This is a genomic window from Bradyrhizobium sp. F1.13.3 (assembly GCF_040548265.1).
GTDB lineage: Bacteria > Pseudomonadota > Alphaproteobacteria > Rhizobiales > Xanthobacteraceae > Bradyrhizobium.
Genome location: NZ_JBEPRI010000006.1, coordinates 243,905 through 261,325, shown reverse-complemented (window position 1 = coordinate 261,325; position 17,421 = coordinate 243,905). Strand labels below are relative to the sequence as shown.

24 protein-coding genes are annotated in these 17,421 nt (G+C 64.7%); 13 read left to right on the top strand and 11 right to left on the bottom strand.

Translation table 11 applies throughout. The annotated features are described in order from the left end of the window. Positions 1-11: 11 nt before the first annotated feature. Positions 12-743: a dienelactone hydrolase family protein gene (locus tag ABIB66_RS18705; protein ID WP_027520357.1), complete on the bottom strand. Its 732-nt coding sequence runs from the start codon at positions 741-743 to the stop codon at positions 12-14. A gap of 168 nt (positions 744-911) precedes the next feature. Between ABIB66_RS18705 and ABIB66_RS18700 the strand changes: the two genes are divergently transcribed. The 4 genes from ABIB66_RS18700 (at position 912) to ychF (ending at position 4,044) form a co-directional block, all read left to right on the top strand. Beyond that, entirely contained in the window at positions 912-1,163 is a 252-nt protein-coding gene (locus ABIB66_RS18700; RefSeq protein WP_007596812.1) for an accessory factor UbiK family protein, read from the top strand. 284 nt (positions 1,164-1,447) lie between these two features. After that, positions 1,448-2,167, top strand: a complete 720-nt coding sequence (locus ABIB66_RS18695) for a 50S ribosomal protein L25/general stress protein Ctc (protein WP_275172456.1) — start codon at positions 1,448-1,450, stop codon at positions 2,165-2,167. Positions 2,168-2,225: 58 nt separating this feature from the next. Beyond that, positions 2,226-2,831: an aminoacyl-tRNA hydrolase gene (gene pth, locus ABIB66_RS18690; protein WP_275172457.1), complete on the top strand. Its 606-nt coding sequence runs from the start codon at positions 2,226-2,228 to the stop codon at positions 2,829-2,831. A 115-nt stretch (positions 2,832-2,946) separates the two neighbouring features. After that, positions 2,947-4,044 (top strand): redox-regulated ATPase YchF, encoded by a 1,098-nt coding sequence (gene ychF / locus ABIB66_RS18685; RefSeq protein WP_354208209.1) that lies wholly within the window; start codon positions 2,947-2,949, stop codon positions 4,042-4,044. 121 nt (positions 4,045-4,165) lie between these two features. Here ychF and ABIB66_RS18680 read toward each other — a convergent pair whose 3' ends face one another. Then, on the bottom strand, positions 4,166-4,462 hold the full coding sequence (locus ABIB66_RS18680) for a DUF4282 domain-containing protein (RefSeq protein WP_275172458.1): 297 nt from the start codon (positions 4,460-4,462) through the stop codon (positions 4,166-4,168). Positions 4,463-4,638: 176 nt separating this feature from the next. Here ABIB66_RS18680 and ABIB66_RS18675 point away from each other — a divergent pair, with 176 nt between their 5' ends. From ABIB66_RS18675 to ABIB66_RS18665, 3 genes are all read left to right on the top strand, one after another. Beyond that, entirely contained in the window at positions 4,639-5,091 is a 453-nt protein-coding gene (locus ABIB66_RS18675; protein ID WP_354208208.1) for a MaoC family dehydratase, read from the top strand. Beyond that, positions 5,091-5,573, top strand: a complete 483-nt coding sequence (locus tag ABIB66_RS18670) for a MaoC family dehydratase (RefSeq protein ID WP_354255184.1) — start codon at positions 5,091-5,093, stop codon at positions 5,571-5,573. The genes ABIB66_RS18675 and ABIB66_RS18670 overlap by 1 nt, the downstream gene beginning before the upstream one ends. 198 nt (positions 5,574-5,771) lie before the next feature. Further along, positions 5,772-5,918, top strand: coding sequence for a hypothetical protein (locus ABIB66_RS18665; RefSeq protein ID WP_007596790.1), 147 nt, complete (start codon positions 5,772-5,774; stop codon positions 5,916-5,918). A 40-nt stretch (positions 5,919-5,958) separates the two neighbouring features. Here the strand turns inward: ABIB66_RS18665 and ABIB66_RS18660 are convergent, their stop codons facing one another. The 5 genes from ABIB66_RS18660 to ABIB66_RS18640 all read right to left on the bottom strand — a co-directional run bounded on the left by ABIB66_RS18660 (position 5,959) and on the right by ABIB66_RS18640 (position 9,341). Continuing rightward, positions 5,959-6,096, bottom strand: coding sequence for a hypothetical protein (locus ABIB66_RS18660; protein ID WP_007614812.1), 138 nt, complete (start codon positions 6,094-6,096; stop codon positions 5,959-5,961). A 280-nt stretch (positions 6,097-6,376) separates the two neighbouring features. Then, a complete protein-coding gene (locus ABIB66_RS18655) occupies positions 6,377-6,799 on the bottom strand; it encodes a hypothetical protein (RefSeq protein WP_275172461.1) in 423 nt (140 codons plus the stop codon). Between the two features lie 309 nt (positions 6,800-7,108). After that, complete coding sequence (locus ABIB66_RS18650; protein WP_354255181.1) at positions 7,109-8,026, bottom strand: hypothetical protein; 918 nt, start codon at positions 8,024-8,026, stop codon at positions 7,109-7,111. Positions 8,027-8,240: 214 nt separating this feature from the next. Next, positions 8,241-8,681, bottom strand: coding sequence for a nuclear transport factor 2 family protein (locus tag ABIB66_RS18645; protein ID WP_354208206.1), 441 nt, complete (start codon positions 8,679-8,681; stop codon positions 8,241-8,243). Between the two features lie 207 nt (positions 8,682-8,888). Further along, on the bottom strand, positions 8,889-9,341 hold the full coding sequence (locus ABIB66_RS18640; RefSeq protein WP_354255178.1) for a nuclear transport factor 2 family protein: 453 nt from the start codon (positions 9,339-9,341) through the stop codon (positions 8,889-8,891). A gap of 263 nt (positions 9,342-9,604) precedes the next feature. Here ABIB66_RS18640 and ABIB66_RS18635 point away from each other — a divergent pair, with 263 nt between their 5' ends. The 3 genes from ABIB66_RS18635 to ABIB66_RS18625 all read left to right on the top strand — a co-directional run bounded on the left by ABIB66_RS18635 (position 9,605) and on the right by ABIB66_RS18625 (position 10,725). Then, positions 9,605-9,847, top strand: coding sequence for a hypothetical protein (locus ABIB66_RS18635; RefSeq protein WP_275172465.1), 243 nt, complete (start codon positions 9,605-9,607; stop codon positions 9,845-9,847). 118 nt (positions 9,848-9,965) lie between these two features. Continuing rightward, complete coding sequence (locus tag ABIB66_RS18630) at positions 9,966-10,352, top strand: hypothetical protein (RefSeq protein ID WP_354061587.1); 387 nt, start codon at positions 9,966-9,968, stop codon at positions 10,350-10,352. A 7-nt stretch (positions 10,353-10,359) separates the two neighbouring features. Next, entirely contained in the window at positions 10,360-10,725 is a 366-nt protein-coding gene (locus ABIB66_RS18625; protein ID WP_354208205.1) for a hypothetical protein, read from the top strand. Between the two features lie 68 nt (positions 10,726-10,793). Here ABIB66_RS18625 and uvrB read toward each other — a convergent pair whose 3' ends face one another. The 4 genes from uvrB to ABIB66_RS18605 all read right to left on the bottom strand — a co-directional run bounded on the left by uvrB (position 10,794) and on the right by ABIB66_RS18605 (position 15,452). Then, positions 10,794-13,787, bottom strand: coding sequence for an excinuclease ABC subunit UvrB (uvrB, locus tag ABIB66_RS18620; RefSeq protein WP_354208204.1), 2,994 nt, complete (start codon positions 13,785-13,787; stop codon positions 10,794-10,796). Positions 13,788-13,893: 106 nt separating this feature from the next. Further along, positions 13,894-14,124, bottom strand: coding sequence for a hypothetical protein (locus tag ABIB66_RS18615; RefSeq protein ID WP_354208202.1), 231 nt, complete (start codon positions 14,122-14,124; stop codon positions 13,894-13,896). 58 nt (positions 14,125-14,182) lie between these two features. Next, positions 14,183-14,410, bottom strand: coding sequence for a hypothetical protein (locus ABIB66_RS18610; protein ID WP_275172470.1), 228 nt, complete (start codon positions 14,408-14,410; stop codon positions 14,183-14,185). Between the two features lie 124 nt (positions 14,411-14,534). Beyond that, positions 14,535-15,452 carry a LysR substrate-binding domain-containing protein gene (locus ABIB66_RS18605; protein WP_275172471.1) on the bottom strand — a complete coding sequence of 306 codons (918 nt, stop codon included), beginning with the start codon at positions 15,450-15,452 and terminating at the stop codon, positions 14,535-14,537. Between the two features lie 126 nt (positions 15,453-15,578). Here ABIB66_RS18605 and ABIB66_RS18600 point away from each other — a divergent pair, with 126 nt between their 5' ends. The 3 genes from ABIB66_RS18600 (at position 15,579) to ABIB66_RS18590 (ending at position 17,394) form a co-directional block, all read left to right on the top strand. Beyond that, positions 15,579-16,358 carry a sulfite exporter TauE/SafE family protein gene (locus ABIB66_RS18600; RefSeq protein WP_275172472.1) on the top strand — a complete coding sequence of 260 codons (780 nt, stop codon included), beginning with the start codon at positions 15,579-15,581 and terminating at the stop codon, positions 16,356-16,358. Further along, entirely contained in the window at positions 16,355-16,585 is a 231-nt protein-coding gene (locus ABIB66_RS18595) for a hypothetical protein (RefSeq protein ID WP_354208199.1), read from the top strand. Before ABIB66_RS18600 ends, ABIB66_RS18595 begins: the two co-directional genes overlap by 4 nt. A gap of 113 nt (positions 16,586-16,698) precedes the next feature. Then, complete coding sequence (locus tag ABIB66_RS18590; RefSeq protein WP_354255175.1) at positions 16,699-17,394, top strand: glutathione S-transferase family protein; 696 nt, start codon at positions 16,699-16,701, stop codon at positions 17,392-17,394. The last annotated feature ends 27 nt before the right edge of the window (positions 17,395-17,421 follow it).

The following is a 17,421-nucleotide window of genomic DNA, read 5'->3' as shown; positions in this document are numbered from 1 at the left end:
GCCTTCTATGTCTAGACGAGATTGCGGCGATAGAGCGCCAGCAGACGCTCCCAATGCCGCTCGGCTGCGTCGCGGTCGTAGACCGGACGCTTGGGGAAGGCGAAGCCGTGATGGGTGCCGGGATAGATCTCGACTTCGGCTTTGGCGCCGCTCATGCCCTGCTTCACCTTCTCGATGATCTCGGCGGGCGCGTAGATGTCGGTCTCGGCGCAGGCGAAGTAGAGTTCGGCCTTGGTCTTGGCTGCCGCGAGATGCGGGCTGTCGTCCTGGTCGGTTGCGAGCTGCGTGCCGTAGACCGAGGCGGCGGCCTTGACGCGATCGGGGAAGTGCGTGGCGGCATTAACGGCGTAGCGGCCGCTCATGCAGTAGCCGACGGTGCCGATCAGTTTGGTGTTCGCAGCCGCCTGGCCCTCGGCATAGGTCAGCAACGCCCGCGTGTCGTCCATGATCATTGGGATCGTGAGCGATCCCATCAGCGCAAACATGCGCTTGCGTTCCGGGGCGTTCGGATCGGCGGGCAGCGCGCCGAGCTCCATCACGCCGGAGCGGTAATAGAGGTTCGGCAGCATCACGTAATAGCCCGATGTCGCGAGCCGGCGCGCCATGTCACGCAGCTCTTCGCGGATCGCCGGCGCGTCCATGTAGAACAGGATGACCGGAAACGGCCCGCCGCGTTCGGGATGGCTGATGAAGGTTGCGGTGTGACCGTCCTTGGTGGGGATCGCGATCTGCTGGTCGATCATCTCGAGCGCCTTTGTGATTCTTCTTATGCAGGGACGTTGAATACGATTGCAAGGAAACCGGGGCATGACAAGGATACCGCTGATCGGCCCTTGAACCGGCCCAATCGGATTGCCATTGTCTCCCCGTGCGTTCGCGCAGAGTTCATCGAAAGCCGCCAGGAGACCGACATGACCCAGACCAACAACCGGTTTTTCGACGAGATCGGCCGCCTGATGAACGATGCCGCCGGTGCCGCGCAGGGCGTCAAGCGCGAGTTCGACACGGTGATGCGCACCCAGGCCGAAAAATTCCTGCGCGATATGGACCTGGTCAAGCGCGAGGAGTTCGAGGCGGTCAAGGACATGGCGCGCCTGGCGCGTGAGGAGAACGAGGCTCTGAAGGCGCGCATCGCGGCGCTGGAGGCCAAGCTCGGCGGGTAGGGGGAATCGTAGCCCGGATGGAGCCAACGGGTCGGCGCGAAGCGCCGCCCGATGACAGGCTTCGCGGCAATCCGGGGTGTTCCAGCGGCGTAGGTCCCGGATTACGCTGCGCTCCATCCGAGCTACCGATACCTTCCGGCCGCCCATTCTCCTTGTCATTTCCGCGTCTTCCGGGTAAAAGCCCGCCACGTCTGCAGCCCCCGCACCCCTGGAGGCTTGCTGCGGCGTATGCCATGGGCCGCGTTGCGGCCCATTAACTTTTGCAAAAACAAGGACTTAACGTTATGGCGACCGTCAAGGAATTGAAGGCGACCGCACGTCCGAAGAGCGGCAAGGGGGCCGCCCGGGCTGAGCGTCGCGCCGGGAGAGTGCCCGGAGTGATCTATGGCAACAACCAGCCCCCGCTGACGATCTCGATCGAAGATCGTGAACTGCGCACCCGCATCCTCGCCGGCCGGTTCCTGACCACGCTGGTCGACATCGATCTCGAGGGCAACAAGCACCGCGTGATTCCGCGCGACTACCACCTCGATCCGGTCAAGGATTTCCCGATCCACGTCGACTTCATGCGGCTCGGCGAAGGCGCCACCATCCGCATCAGCGTTCCCTTGCACGTGGTGAAGGCTGAAGGTTCGCCGGGCGTGAAGCGCGGCGGCGCCGTGAACATCGTTGCGCACGCGATCGAGCTCGAGTGCGGCGTGGAGAACATCCCGCAGTTCATCGAGGCCGACGTCGGTTCGCTCGAAATCGGCCACTCGCTGCATCTCTCCGACATCAAGCTGCCGGCTGGCGTGAAGGCGCTGACGTCCGAGGACGCGACCCTCGTCACCATCGTGCCGCCGTCCGGCTACGCCGAAGAGCAGAAGGCCGCGGCTGCTGCTCCTGCTGCGGGTGCTGCTGCTCCGGCGGCTGGTGCTGCTCCGGCTGCGGGTGCTGCTGCTCCGGCAGCGGCTGCCAAGGCCCCGGCTGCCAAGGCTCCCGCCGGCGGCGACAAGAAGAAGTAATCTCTCAAAGCTGGCGCGCGGTCCATGACCGCGCGCCGAGCGAGGGGCGCGCCGCGTCATGCGACTGTTTGTTGGGCTCGGCAATCCCGGCCCGAAATTCGCACGTAACCGGCACAATGTCGGCTTCATGGCCGTCGATGAGATCGCGCGGCGTCATGGTTTCGCGCCCTGGCGCCGCAGGTTTCAGGGCGAGACCTCGGAAGGCACGCTCGGCACCGAGCGCGTGATCCTGCTCAAGCCGATGACCTACATGAACGAGTCCGGCCGCAGCGTTCAGGAAGCGGCAAGCTTCTTCAAGATCGCGCCGGGCGACGTCACCGTATTCCATGACGAACTCGAACTGCCACCGGGCAAGGTGCGGGTGAAGGTCGGCGGTGGTATCGCCGGCCACAACGGCCTGCGCTCGATCTCCGCCCATATCGGCAACGAGTACCGCCGGGTGCGGCTCGGTATCGGTCATCCCGGCGTCAAGGAATTGGTGCACGGCCACGTGCTGTCGGACTTCGCCAAAGCCGACAACGACTGGGTGGCGACGCTCTGCGACGCGGTGGCCGAGCACGCGGCATTGGTTGCCAAAGGCACGGACGCGACCTTCGCCAACAGGGTGCATCTCGCCATGCAGGCGAAGGGATTTTTGACCAAGGACGACAACGGCAAGGAATAACTGGCTCTCCGTCATGCCCGGGCTTGACCCGGGCATCCACGTTCTTGGTGCCGCAAGTCAAAGTCGTGGATGGCCGGGTCAAGCCCGGCCATGACGAACATGGATAGAGGACATTATGGGATTTAAATGCGGGATCGTCGGATTGCCCAATGTCGGCAAATCGACTTTGTTCAACGCGCTGACCGAGACGGCCGCGGCGCAGGCGGCCAATTATCCGTTCTGCACGATCGAGCCGAATGTCGGCGAGGTCGCGGTGCCGGATCCGCGGCTCGACAAGCTCGCAGCGATCGCCAAGTCGGGCCAGATCATCCCGACCCGGCTGACCTTCGTGGATATCGCCGGCCTCGTGCGCGGCGCGTCCAAGGGTGAAGGCCTCGGCAACCAGTTCCTCGCCAACATCCGCGAGGTCGACGCCATCGCGCACGTCGTGCGCTGCTTCGAGGATTCCGACATCACCCATGTCGAGGGCAAGATCGCCCCGCTCGCCGACATCGAGACCATCGAGACCGAGCTGATGCTCGCCGATCTCGACAGCCTCGAAAAGCGCGTCGACAATTTGTCCAAGAAGGCCAAGGGCAACGACAAGGACGCCAAGGAGCAGCTCGATCTCCTCAACCGTACGCTGGTGCTGCTGCGGGAGGGCAAGCCCGCGCGTCTGGTCGAACGCAAGGCGGAGGAGGAGCGCGCCTTCGGGATGCTCGGGCTGCTGTCCTCAAAGCCCGTGCTCTACGTCTGCAACGTCGAGGAAGGCTCGGCCGCGACTGGCAATTCGTTCTCGAAGGCGGTGCAGGACCAGGCTGCCAAGGAGGGCGCCATTGCCGTGGTCATCTCGGCGAAAATCGAATCCGAGATCGCCACCATCTCACGTGACGAACGCGCCGACTTCCTGGAGACGCTGGGTCTCGAAGAGGCCGGCCTCGATCGCCTGATCCGCGCCGGCTACACGCTGCTCGACCTCATCACCTATTTCACGGTGGGCCCGAAGGAAGCGCGCGCCTGGACCATCTATCGCGGCACCAAAGCGCCGGGCGCGGCCGGTGTGATCCACACCGACTTCGAGAAGGGTTTCATCCGCGCCGAGACCATCGCGTATGAGGACTACGTCGCGCTCGGCGGCGAAGCCGGCGCCCGCGATTCCGGCAAGCTCCGCCTCGAAGGCAAGGAATACGTCCTCGCCGACGGCGACGTGATGCATTTCAGGTTCAATACGTAAGATCTGGATAGGTTCGTAGGGTGGGTTAGCGCAGCGTAACCCACCATGCTTCCTCGTTTTGCAGAACGAAGTTGGTGGGTTATGCCTTCGGCTAACCCAGCCTACGGCGCCGGTGCTTGCCTCACTTCATCCCGCCGCCCTGATCCCTGATCGCGCCGAGATGCTCGTTGATGCGGAAGATGATCAGGATCAGCTCGGCGAGAATGCGCGAGAACACGATTCCGACGACGACGCTCGCGATCGACGACAGCAGCATCAGGAAGCCGCCGAACGGGCTGATCGCCATCATCGCGAGGCCGGAGAAGATGCCGGAGAGGCCGAACAGGCAGATCAGCGCGATCACCAGCCAGTAGAAGGTCTTGATGATCGTCGGCGTGATGAAGCGGTCCCATTGAAACAGGTCGCTGAATGAAAACATTGCTCTCCCCAGGCAATTCAGGTGTTGCCGGGCCTTGCAAATGGATCGAGACCCCTGACCGATCCGACTCAAGACCACGCCGGCGCGCCGAATGTAGCACGAGCCATGCGGGCCGGCGGGTTGAGATTGCCGCAAAGTGCGGCCACAATCTGTCATTCCCTCAAACCTTTCCCAAGATGACCCTGACCTTCGAAGATTTCCCGCCCGGCCGGTTCGGAACATTCGGCCCGCGCCATGTCACGCGCGACGAGATCGTGGCCTTTGCCGCCGAGTTCGATCCGCAGCCGATGCACCTCGACGAGGAGGCCGCCGGCAAAAGCATGCTGCGCGGCCTGTCCGGCTCGGGCTGGCATCTCTGTTCGCTGATGATGCGGATGATGGCCGACGGTTTCATTACCCGCGCCGCTTCGCTGGGATCTCCCGGCGTCGATGAAGTGCGCTGGCTGTCGCCGCTCAGACCCGGCGACGACCTCATGCTCGACGTCGACGTCGTGGAGGCCCGCACCTCGAAGAGCCGGCCGGAGCTCGGCATCGTCAAGTTCAAATGCACCGTGCGTAACGCGGCGGGGCAGGCGCTGTGCGAGATGACGTCGCCGATCCTGATCAAGCGGCGCGAGGGGGCGGTCTGATGCCGTTTTTCGAGGAGATCGAGATTGGGCATCGCCGCGAGATCGGCGCCTATACGTTCACGGCCGAGTCGATCAAGACATTCGCCGCAAAGTTCGATCCGCAGCGTTTTCACCTCGACGAGGAGGAGAGCAAGAACTCGCTGTTTGGCGGGCTCGCGGCCTCGGGCTGGCATGTCGGCTCGGCCTGCATGAGCCTGCTTGTCGCCGACGGCCAGCGTTTGGCGCGGGAAGCCGTTTCGCGCGGCGAGGAGGTCGCGGTGTGGGGCCCATCGCCGGGCTTTCGCGACCTGCGCTGGATCAGGCCGGTGCTCGCCGGCGACATCATCACCTACGTCAACGTCGTCATCGACAAGCGCAGCTCCGCCTCGCGACCCGGCTGGGGCATCCTGACCGCCCGCACCACCGGCACCAACCAGCGCGGCGAGGACGTCTACGCCATCACCGCCAGTGCCTTCGTGCCGATGCGTGCGAACGGTGGTTAGATTCGTTCCAGGATGAACGGCAAAAACAGCGTGCGAGTGTTGCCTCCGCGCTATGGACGCGATTCCGGGTGGCTGCCATAAGCCTGCGCAACATGGTTTTCCCGCGAAGCATTTGGCGGAACCATCGAGTTGCTAACCAATTATGAACCTGTCGCTGTCTATTTGAACGAACTGGGCAGAGTACAGGGGACGAGGACCATGGCAGACCGCGGCGCACTCAAGCTGGTCGGATTCATCTTTGCTACCGCGACGCTGGCCGTGATGTTGGTGGCCGGCATGGTGGTGAAGGGCTATGCCGATGGTGCCTACACCCTGGAAGCTTCGACCGTGGAAGCCGCCCGGTAAATTTCGTTAACTCCGCGGGGCCGCAACGCGGCCTTCGCCTTCAGCGGCTATAGACGAACGCCAATATCGCGATCGCAACCGCCAGCAATCCGACAAAACGCAGCATGATCGTGCCGAACTGGTTCGGCGCGGGCCGCAGCGGTATCGGGTCGGTGGTGTCGGGCCGAATGCTTTCCATGAAATGTCCCCAGGCCCGGCCGCGATGGCAAGGGCGCCTGGCGTTAGTCGCCGCGGGGATGCGGGAAGTTCAAAACCCTCCGCTGTCATGCCCCCCCGAAAGCGGGGCATCCAGTACGCCGGTGGCTCTCGGTCTAGCCTCGCTGCCTCTGGAATACTGGATCACCCGCTTTCGCGGGTGATGACACTTTCATGGGACGCATGCGCACTCATCACACCCCCGAATCAAAACCGCCGCGCCCCTTTCGGAACGCGGCGGCTGGTGATGCGGGATGCAGTGATCAGCTGTTGCGCAGGCCGTCGGCGGCGCGCTTCCACTGCGAGACGTTGTCGGCGATCATGCGGGTCGACTTCATCGCGGCCTGGCTGAGCTGGGCGTAGCCGGAGATCTCGCGCTGGACGCGCTGGCCTTCGGCGTGGAGCAGATCGCGCAGGCTCTCGAGCTCGGAGATCAGATTCTCGATCTCGGCAAGCGAGGTGCCGGCGACGCGCTGGATCAGCGAGTTGACGTTGGTGACGGTGGCCTCCGCGCTCGGATCGAGCGGCGGTGCGTCCGTGGTCGTCGACGCCGGACGGCGCAGATAGGCGATGTCATTGCGGACGAAGTCACGGATGCCGGCTTCGACTTCCGTCACGGCGGCGAGGTTGGTGTCGATGGTCTCGGTCTCGGTACCTTCGGTCTTTTCCGGACGCATGGCGTTCATCGTTGTTCCCCTGTTCGCGTTGAGCGCAGCGCGAGTATCCCCCGCACGACGACGTCAGTCTGGGACTAGGGCGTCGGATTTTGGCCGCAACTTGGCCGAGGTGCGGCAAGGGCGGTCTATTCGGGGGCTTTGCCGTGACGTATGGTTACGAGAGTCTAAACGCCCTTGCCGCGCCGAACTTTCTAGCTCCTCATGGTGAGGAGCGCGAAGCGCGTCTCGAACCATGCCAGGCCCGGCTCTCGCGGGGGCCTCGATCCTTCGAGACGCGCTCCGTTGGAGCGCTCCTCAGGACGAGGGGAGAGAGTGGACCTACCAGCTCTTCTTGAAACCCGCCGTCAGGCTCTTGTTGATCGCCCCTTGCGAGGTTTCGCCGACCGAGCCGGAGACGGTGACGTTGTCGAACAGCTTCTGTTCCGCGCCGACCTTGCGCAGCCATTTGTCGTCGGTGGTCGACAGCGACTGGCCCGCGGTGATGCTGGTGCCGGTGTCGGTGAGAGTGACCTTGGCCGACTGGTCGGTCTCGTAATTGCGCGTGATGTGACCGCCGACGCCGGGGAGCGCCGTGGTGCCCTGCTGGTTGACGCTGTAGCCGTTCTGGAGTGTCAGCGACGTGTCGCCCGACAGCGGCACCGACTTGATCAGCGACGCCCCGAGCTTGCTCTGTTCGGCGCCGGGATCGACGCGGGCCTCGACTGCGGTCTTGTCCCAGATCGAGCCCGCGCCCGGCGCGGTCGCGGCCGCCCAGGCGCTGCCGGACGACTGAGGCACGCTGCCGCCATTGGTGGCCTTCTGCGCCAGCAGCTCGGACATCGTTCGCGGCTCGCTCGTCACCGTCATGTCGGCGCCGATGCGGGCGTCCCAGAATGAGGATACCGACTGCTTCACCGTCACCGCCGAGGAGCCGTTGGCGTTGGCGTTCGTTGCCCAGTTCAGCCCGTCCTTGGCGGCGGCCTGGGCGCGCTTCTTGGCGGCGATGATGTCGTTGAGCGTGCCGGCGTCGATCGCGAGCTGGCCCCAATCGAGCTTGTCGACGTCGATGCCACGGAGCAGGTCGGGGTCGTTGACATCAGGGGCCTCCGCCGTCTCGGCCTCGTCGTCGGGCGCTGCGGCCGGGCCGGGGGAGAAGGGCGGAATGATCTGCGCCGAAACCGTCAGCACCGATCCCAAGATGAAAGCGGCCGCCAGCATCGGCAGCCTGGTCCAGCCAAACCCTGTCGCGAATTCCATCGTCCTGCCCGTCAGCCCAGTTCCCGCCCAGGATGCGGAACCATCGTTGCGAAATTGTGGCGGTTCCATCAAACGCGAACCAACGGGCCGCGCGAAAGGCGCGCGCCCGAGGACGAGCTTCTCCACGATTGCATCCGGCGGGGCTGGAGGCCAGGACGCGTCGCGGGGAGCATCAGCCATCGGTCCCGAACAGCGGGGCCCGTTGGTGTTCCGTTCAGCCGACGCTGGTCATCTTGGGCAGATGAATGGCGCGGCCGAGTGCCTGCTCGACCAGATCAAACGTGTCGATCAGCACGCGCATGCTGGTGAGCTTGCCCGCCCTGAACTGGGCGAATTGCGCCACCCGCAAGCTGATCGGCTTGCTGGAATCCAAGGCGGTCAGCGAATAGCGCAGCATCGAGGCGGCGGAATCGACGCCGAGCATGATGCTCTCGCGGTCGAAGCGGCGGACCTGGAAATTGTCGGCGAACTGGCGGATGACGTCGAGCACGGCGTCCTTGCCCTGGCGCGCGCCGAGGAACGGAAACATGTTGATCGGGCCGTAGAGCGCCCACTCGACGTCCTCGTCGATCAGGGCCTCGATGTCCTCGAAATGCCGGTCGTTGATCGCGCGATGCAACGCACGCGAGAAACGCCAGAGGCTGTGCTCTGTCATCTTGGGCAGTCCTGAAGCTGGCTTGCAAAAAAAACGAAAAACAACTCCAAGCGCACAGGATAAGGTGCCGCGGGGTCGCTCAACTCATTTGTATACGAATAAATACGCCAATTCGGCCAAAACGCAATTCACGTTTTTGCAATGCACAATTGACCCCGGCGTGTGAGATTTACAATAGGACCCGTATTTTTCCGGTCCGGGCCGGGGCTAGCCCCCGTCCACCCGCTCGCCCACGATCAGCGGGCCAATCTCACGTTCCAGCACCTGCTGCACCAGATCGTAGGAGTCGATGATCTCGCGGATCTGCGCCACCTCCCCGTTGCGGAAAGTGTAGAACACGGCCATGTCGACCTGAATGATGCGGTCGTTGCTGCGCTTCCTGAAGAACACACGTAGATAGGCCGCGACCGCGTCGCCCTCGGCGACGATCTGCGGCGCCTCGGAGCGGATCTCGGCGTATCGCTCCTGCACGGTGCGCCAGAACTCGCCAAGTTCCTTCTTGCCGTGGCAGGGGCCCATGTGCGGCAGCACGTCGATCGGCGCGTGGGTGAGAAAGTCGACGTCGTCGGTGCAGCAGGCGAGCGCAGCCTGGAGGTCGCTGCGCGCAATGGCGTCGAGCAGATGCAGCACGCGCTGGCGATTGAGCTTCTCGACCGTCATTCCGCCCGTCCTCATTGGCCGTGTGGAGTTGCGCAAGGCTAACGCGCCGCCTCGGACACCGGCAATCCGCAAAACCACAGGGGATACTGCAGACAATATGACGCGCCAGCGCAATGCCAGGTTCATGGCTGCAATTAAGGGTTGAGGTACCGCGCGCCTAAACGAATTCGCGCGCGGCTGGCCTGGGCGCAGGAAGCAAACGCGGAACCGGGACGAGCCCGTGCCCGTTGAGATTGCGACACCGCATCCGGAGACATCGATCGATGAAATTGCTCGCCGCCATCGCCGCCGCACTTCTCATGCTTGGCGCGACCTCCACCGCCAACGCCAAGGGCTGCCTCAAGGGCGCCGTCGTCGGCGGCGTCGCCGGCCACTATGCCGGTCATCATGGCGTCCTCGGTGCCGCCGCCGGCTGCCTCTACGGCCGCCATCATGCCAAGGAGCAGCAAGAGCAGGAGAGGCAGCGGCAACAGCAGAGCCAGGTAAACGGGCAGGGCAAGCTGTAACCCTTGGTCATTCCGGGCGCGCCCCTTGTTCCCGCAGAGGAAATGGGCGTGACGCATCTCACATCAGGCTTCCCTGATGGCGGCTAGATTCATCCGCATGTCATCAGGGAGACGTGCCATGGCCGCCATCGCCAGAGTCAGAAAGTCCAGCCTGCACAATGCGGTCGAAGGCCTCGCGCTGACCGCGACGCTGCAGAGCTTCCCGACCTTCGCCGCCGCCGCCTTCCTGCTCAAGCTGGTCGGCAATCACGACCTGGTCGGCGATCCCGGCGTCGCCATCTTCGTCGCCATCGCCTCGCTCGCCCATGCGCTGCTCGCGGTGACCTTCGGGCCGAGCTTCCCGCACCTCTTCAAGACCGTCTACGAACCAAAGTTCTTCGAGGCCCATCTGTCGCTCGCCGACAAGATCACGGCCTGGCGCACCCAGCCGGTCGCCTCGCTGCAACTGATGACCATCGTGCTGCTGCTGTCGGTGATGGCGGTAGTGACGGCGAGCGTGGGGTGATCGCATCATGTCCTTCATCACCGCGTCGAAATCCGGGCCGCTCAACTGGCTCGAAGGCTTTGCGCTCACCACAATCCTTCAGGGCTTCCCGATCTTCGCCGCGGCGTCGCTGATGGTGAAGCTGCTGGGACATGACCGCGGTGGCAATCATGTCCTCACCATCGCGATGGCGTCGATCTTCTACAGCTGTCTCGCCATCTGGGCGGGATCGACATTCCCGAGATTCGCAAAGAACGCCTACGAACCGCTGTTCTTCGACGCCAGCCTGTCCTTCTCCGACAAGATCGCCTGCTGGCGCGGCAAGCCGGCGACCTCGATGCAGCTGGTGACCTCAGTGCTGCTGCTGTCGCTGCTGGCGGCAAGCGTGGGGTGAGTTCGCGTTCTGATCCTTCTCGGACGCCGCCACTAATAACCATGGGCGGCGCCGGCGCTCTGCGCCCTCTACCTCTTCTTCCACCCACCTCTATGCCCCGGCGCCCCTCCGCTCGACCGCGGCGCCGGCCCGAACTCCGGACCTGACTGCCGCGAGTCCGTCGGCTGGATGATGCGGCTCTCGCCGCCGAACGGCTTTGTGGGCAGCGCGCGGTCCGCGCGATAGGGCAGGGATTCCGGGCCGTGCATCTCGTCGAGATGCGGCTTGTGCACCTTCGAGCCGCTGCCGCCGCCGCTCGCCTTCAGCGCGGAGCTCACGGTCTTTTTCTTCATGGCGCTGACCGGCAAATTCGCCGCATCGCCGTATTTCTTCGCGCCCGCATAGGCGCCGGCTTTGCCCTGCACGGTGCGCTGCTTGACGGTGGGATCGTCGACCACCGCGAGTTCGGTGGCGCGCAGGCGCTTGACCTCGTCGCGCAGGCGCGCGGCTTCCTCGAAGTTCAGATCGGCGGCGGCCTCGCGCATCCTCGTCTCGAGATCGCCGAGCACGGCTTCGAAATTGTGGCCGATCGAGATGACGTCGTCGGTCATGTCGTGGCCGCCGATCTCGACCAGCACATGATCGCGCTCGTAGACGCTGTTCATGATGTCGCCGATCGACTTCTTGATGCTCTCCGGCGTGATGCCGTGCGCCGTGTTGTACTCGACCTGCTTCTCGCGGCGCCGGTCGGTTTCGGCGATGGCGCGCTCCATCGATCCCGTCATCTGGTCGGCATAGAGGATCACCTTGCCGTCGACGTTGCGCGCCGCGCGGCCGATGGTCTGGATCAGCGAGGTCTCGCTGCGCAAGAAGCCTTCCTTGTCGGCATCGAGGATCGCGACCAGCGCGCATTCGGGAATGTCGAGGCCTTCGCGCAGCAAATTGATGCCGACTAGCGCGTCGAACGCGCCGAGGCGCAGATCGCGGATGATCTCGATGCGTTCGATGGTGTCGATATCGCTGTGCATGTAGCGGACGCGAATGCCCTGTTCGTGCAAATATTCGGTGAGGTCCTCCGCCATGCGCTTGGTCAGCACCGTGATCAGCGAGCGATAGCCGGCCTGGGCGGTGGCGCGGACTTCGCCGACGAGATCGTCGACCTGGGTGCGGGCCGGGCGAATGTTCACGGGAGGGTCAATAAGTCCGGTCGGTCGGATCACCTGCTCGACGAACACGCCGCCGCTCTCGTTGATCTCCCAGGCGCTGGGCGTCGCCGAGACTGCGACCGTCTGCGGTCGCATCATGTCCCATTCCTCGAAGCGCAGCGGGCGGTTGTCCATGCAGGAGGGCAGGCGGAAACCATATTCGGCGAGCGTCGCCTTGCGGCGGAAGTCGCCACGGAACATGCCGCCGATCTGGGGAACGGTGACGTGGCTTTCGTCGGCGAACACCAGCGCGTTGTCGGGCACGTATTCGAACAGCGTCGGCGGCGGCTCGCCGGGCAGGCGCCCCGTGAGATAGCGCGAATAGTTTTCGATGCCGGCGCAGCTTCCGGTCGCCTCCATCATCTCGAGGTCGAAGGTGGTGCGTTGCTCCAGCCGCTGCGCTTCCAGCAAGCGGCCCTGGTCGTGGAGCTGGTCGAGCCGCATCTTCAATTCGGCTTTGATCGACTTGATTGCCTGCACCAGCGTCGGGCGCGGCGTCACATAGTGCGAGTTGGCGTACATCTTGATGAATTCGAGCTCGTCCTGCTTGTGGCCGGTGAGCGGATCGAACTCCTCGATGGTCTCGATGGTGTCGCCGAACAGGTTCACGCGCCAGGCGCGGTCTTCATAGTGCGCCGGGAAGATGTCGATGACATCGCCGCGCACACGAAATGTGCCGCGGGTAAAATCGGCCTGGGTGCGCTTGTATTGCAGGGCGACGAGGTCGGCGATCAGCTGGCGCTGGTCGATGCGCTCGCCCTTCTTCAGGGCAAAGGTCATCGCGGTGTAGGTTTCGACCGAGCCGATACCGTAGATGCAGGACACCGAGGCGACGATGATGACGTCGTCGCGTTCGAGCAGCGCGCGCGTCGCCGAGTGGCGCATGCGGTCGATCTGCTCGTTGATCGAGGAGTCCTTTTCTATGTAGGTGTCGGTGCGAGGGACATACGCTTCCGGCTGGTAGTAGTCGTAATAGCTGACGAAATATTCGACCGCGTTGTCGGGGAAGAAGCTCTTGAACTCCCCATAGAGCTGGGCGGCGAGCGTCTTGTTCGGCGCCAGGATGATGGCGGGGCGCTGCGTCGCCTCGATCACCTTGGCCATGGTGTAGGTCTTGCCGGAGCCGGTGACGCCGAGCAGCACCTGCGAGCGGTCGTTGCGATTGATGCCCTCGACCAGCTCGGCGATCGCGGTCGGCTGGTCGCCGCGCGGCTCGTAGTGCGACTTGATCTCGAAGCGCACGCCGCCTTCGGACTTTTCCGGGCGCGGCGGCCGATGCGGGGTCCACACCCTGGTGGAGCCGTCGTCCTTGCGGAACTCCGGCCGGCCCTCGCGGATCAGCGATTCCAGCGCGTCCGCGGTCGCCTTGACGCCGAGCGCCTCCATCTTGCTGCGCGGCGGACGCGCCAGGGCTTCGGCATCGTCCTCTTCCGTGGGAAGTCCGAGCTGACGCGCCAGTTCCGGATCGAGCGTCGGGATCGTGGCCGCGGTTCCGTAATTGGCCTGTGGCGCCTCGTCGAAGCCCGCGTTGCGGGCCCCCGGCGGCTGCGGATTGGGCCGCAGCGGCATCGGCCTGTTATTGTCCTGCGGAAACTCCTTCGGCGTCGAAGCGCGCGCGCGATGCGCGGCGGCCTCGCCCCCGGAGCGGCGGTCGCGCGAATTGTCCGGCGGCGGCTGCAGGCCGGTGCCCGATCCGAGCCCGGCATCGCCGCGATTGATCGCGGGATTGAGCAACTCGGCCAGCGCCGGCCCGATCGGCTGCACGTCCGGGCGTGACGCCTTGGAGCTTGGCGCTTTGGAATTTGGTGCCTTGGCGTTCGGAGCCTTGGTCTTGGGGGATTTGCCGGATTTTTCGGGGGATGCAGGTTTCTTCGCCATGCTCCGAATATGGGGCGAGTCCGGCTCGCAATAAAGAGCGAATGCCCTTCCTAGGTCAGCATGCTGACAGCAGGTTGGCAGCAGGCCCGGATTGCCGGATCTGCGATCAGGCCGCCGGCAGCGGGCCCTCGTCGTCCCCGGCCGCCTGGCGCGGCTCGAGGATGTCGAGATGGATGCCGCCGCAATCGGTGCAGCGCATGGCCCAATATTCGCATCCGGCACGGCCGCCGATCACGCGGAGCACCGTGAGATCGCCGTCGCATTCCGGGCAGCTCGACATCACATTGCGGGTGTAAATCCTCGGCTGCGGCGTGTCTTCGAATTCGATGACTGACATGACCGGTTTCCCCCTTTGACCCTGCGCCGTTCCCTGGTTCGCCTGCAGTCCCGCTCGCTTATTCGTCGTCGCTGTCGTCGGCCCGCCGGCGGAAGCGATCGATGTGATGCTTGGCATGGGCAATCGCGGCATCGGGATCGGGCCAGGCGAAGCCGACTTCCATGGCCGGAAACAGCACGCCGTCGATGGCAACCGGGCTGAAATCGGCACGCCGGATACGGGCGTGCCACAGCCCCTTGCCAGCTTCGAAGGATTCGATGTCAAAGCCGTCGTAGATGGTCGTCATTGCAGTCCCCAAAATGTCTTGTTCGAGCGCCTTGTTGGAGGGTCAGGGGACCACGTTTGCGCATTTTGGGATGTGAAGCCGTTCACAAGCGGCGGGCTTTTTTGACTAAAAGGCTGTTGCAGCGTCAGTTCCGCGCGGCGGTGCGGCCGGTTCGCCTCACCGGACGGGCGGCAGGTTCCGACGCCGCGCGCATGATCCAGCGGCGGAACGCGGCAAAGTCGCGCTGCTCGGTCTGGAAGCTGCGATAGAGCAGGTACCAGCGCATGCCCTTGGGCACCGAGAGGTCGAATGGCGCTACCAATCGGCCGGCGGCGAGATCGTCGTCGATATAGGGCCGGATGCCCATGGCGACGCCGAGCCCGTCGGCGGCAGCCTGGAGCGCCTGGCCGTAGAACTGGAACTCCGGCCCGCGCGCGTTGATGCGCGCGAGGTTCGCGGCCTTGAGCCAGATCGGCCAGTCCTCGGGCGAATGCGCGACGCGGATCAGGCTCGGTCCCCTGAGATCGGCCGGGCGCTTCAGCGAGGAAGCGAGGCGGGGCACGCAAACCGGTGTGAGGTCGCCGGCGAACAGCGGCTCGGCCACCAGCCCCGGCCAGTCCCCGGTCCCGAGCTGGATGCCGCAGCTCCAGTCCTCGCCGAATGGCACTGACGCGCCGCCGGTGGTGAAGCGCACCTCGATGTCGGGCTCTTCGCTGCGAAACTCCGACAGGCGCGGGATCAGCCAGCGCATCGCAAAGGTGTGGCCGATGCCGATGGTGAGCACGCGGACGCTCGAGGGCGCCGTCACCTGGGCGGTGAGGCTTGCGAGCGCGTCGAAGATCGGCGTCAGCCCGCTTTGATAGGCGCGGCCCGCCTGCGTGAGCAGCAGCTTGTTGGCCTTGCGCTCGAACAGCGCGACGCCGAGCCGTTCTTCCAGGATGTGCACCATGCGGCTGACCGCGGCCGCCGACACGCTCAGCTCGAGGCCGGCCGCGGCAAAGCTGCCGGCCCGCGCGGCGGCCTCGAATGCCTTGATGCCGTTGAGAAACAGCAAGCGCCGCAAATGACTGACCCTCAGGAAAGCTGATGCCAGGCCAAGATAACTCAGTTTGCGTAGACGGGGCAAGCGGGGCACGTTCCCCTTCGCTTCTCGCCGCGAGCGGGGGGAAGGCCAACCGGAGATTTTTACGTGACTCCCATCATGATCGCTGCCCTTGGATTGCTGATGGTCGGCACCGCATTCCTGTCGGGGCTGTTCGGCATGGCGGGAGGGCTGATCCTGATCGGCGTGCTGCTGGCCCTGATGCCGCTGCCGACCGCGATGGTGTTGCATGCGATCACGCAGATGGCCTCGAACGGTTGGCGCGCCTTTCTCTGGCGCGCGCATATCCGCTGGCGGCCGGTCGCGAACTATATGGTCGGCGCGGCTATCGCGCTCGCGGCGTGGTCGCTCACCCGCTATGTGCCGGACAAGTCTGTCGCGCTGCTGCTGCTCGGCATCACCCCGTTCATGGCGCGGCTGCTGCCCGCGAACATCAAGCCGGATCCGGACCGTCTCTGGCAGGGCACCGTCTACGGCACGATCTGCATGGGTCTCATGCTGATGACCGGCGTGTCGGGGCCGCTGCTCGACACCTTCTTCCTCGGCGGCGATTTCGGCCGGCGCGAGAAGGTGGCGACCAAGGCGATGTGCCAGCTCGTCAGCCATTTCACCAAGCTGATCTATTTCGGCGGCGTGATCGACCAGGCGGCGACGCTCGATCCCGTGCTCGCGGCCGTCGCGATCGCAGCGTCGATGCTCGGCACCACGCTGGCGCGGCGCATCCTCGAAGCCATGACCGACCAGCAATTCGTGGCCTGGTCGATGAAGCTGATCACCGCCATCGCCTGCTACTACATCGCCTATGGCAGCTGGTTGCTGGTCCGCACGCCCGTGCTGGCAGCCTTCGACAAGGGAGGTTTGCAATGAGCGAGAACGCCGATCCGCTGGTGCTGGACTTCGTCGAATGGGTCGCACGCGAGCCGCGCGCCTATGCCGAGGTGATCGCGACCTGGAAGACCTCGTGCCCGCGCCTCACCATTTGGGAAGACGCCGCCGACCGCGGCTATGTCGCACGCGAGACGATTGCCGGCCTCGGGCTGGTCATTGCGGTGACGGAGGACGGCGAGAGGCTGCTGCGCACGAACGGGCGGTAGCCCTCCACATCCGTCATTGCGAGCGCAAGCGAAGCAATCCAGAATGTTCCGCGGCGGCAGTCCTGGATGGCTTCGCTTCGCTCGCAATGACGGAATACCGGGAGACCCCTTTCATGTCGCTCAAACTGTTCGAACTCGTCGGCACCGATGCCTCGCGACCGTTCAGCCCGTTTTGCTGGCGCACGCGGATGGCGCTGGCGCACAAGGGCCTTTCGGCGGAAACGCTGCCCTGGCGCTTCACCGAGAAAAGCGCGATTGCGCCGCACGGCTCGGAGAAGGTGCCGGTGCTGCTGCATCACGACCAGCCCGTGGTCGATTCCTGGGCGATCGCGACCTATCTCGAAGACAAGTTTCCGGACCGTCCGTCGCTGTTCGGCGGCGAAGGCGGCCGCGCCATGGCGCGCATGCTAAATGCTTGGGGCGACATTGCCATCGTCGGCGGCATCTTTCCGCTGATCATCGCCGACATTCCGAAGAATCTGGCCGAGGTCGACGCCGCCTATTTCCGCCAGTCGCGCGAGGCGCGTTTCGGCAAGAGTCTGGAAGAGGTGATGTCGGGCCGCGATGCCGGCGTGGTCGCCTTCCGCAAATCGCTGGAGCCGATGCGGCAGGCCCTGAAGAAGCAGCCCTTCATCGGCGCCGCCGCACCGAACTATGCCGACTACATCGTGTTCGGTGGTTTTCAGTGGGCCCGCGTGACGAGCCCGTTCAAGCTGCTGGAAGCGGACGACCCGGTCTACGCCTGGCGCGAAAAGCTGCTGGATGCGTTCGACGGAATGGCGCGGAAATCACCGGGGCATGCGGTGTAGTTGTCGCGGCCGGCTCTCCCCGGCGTC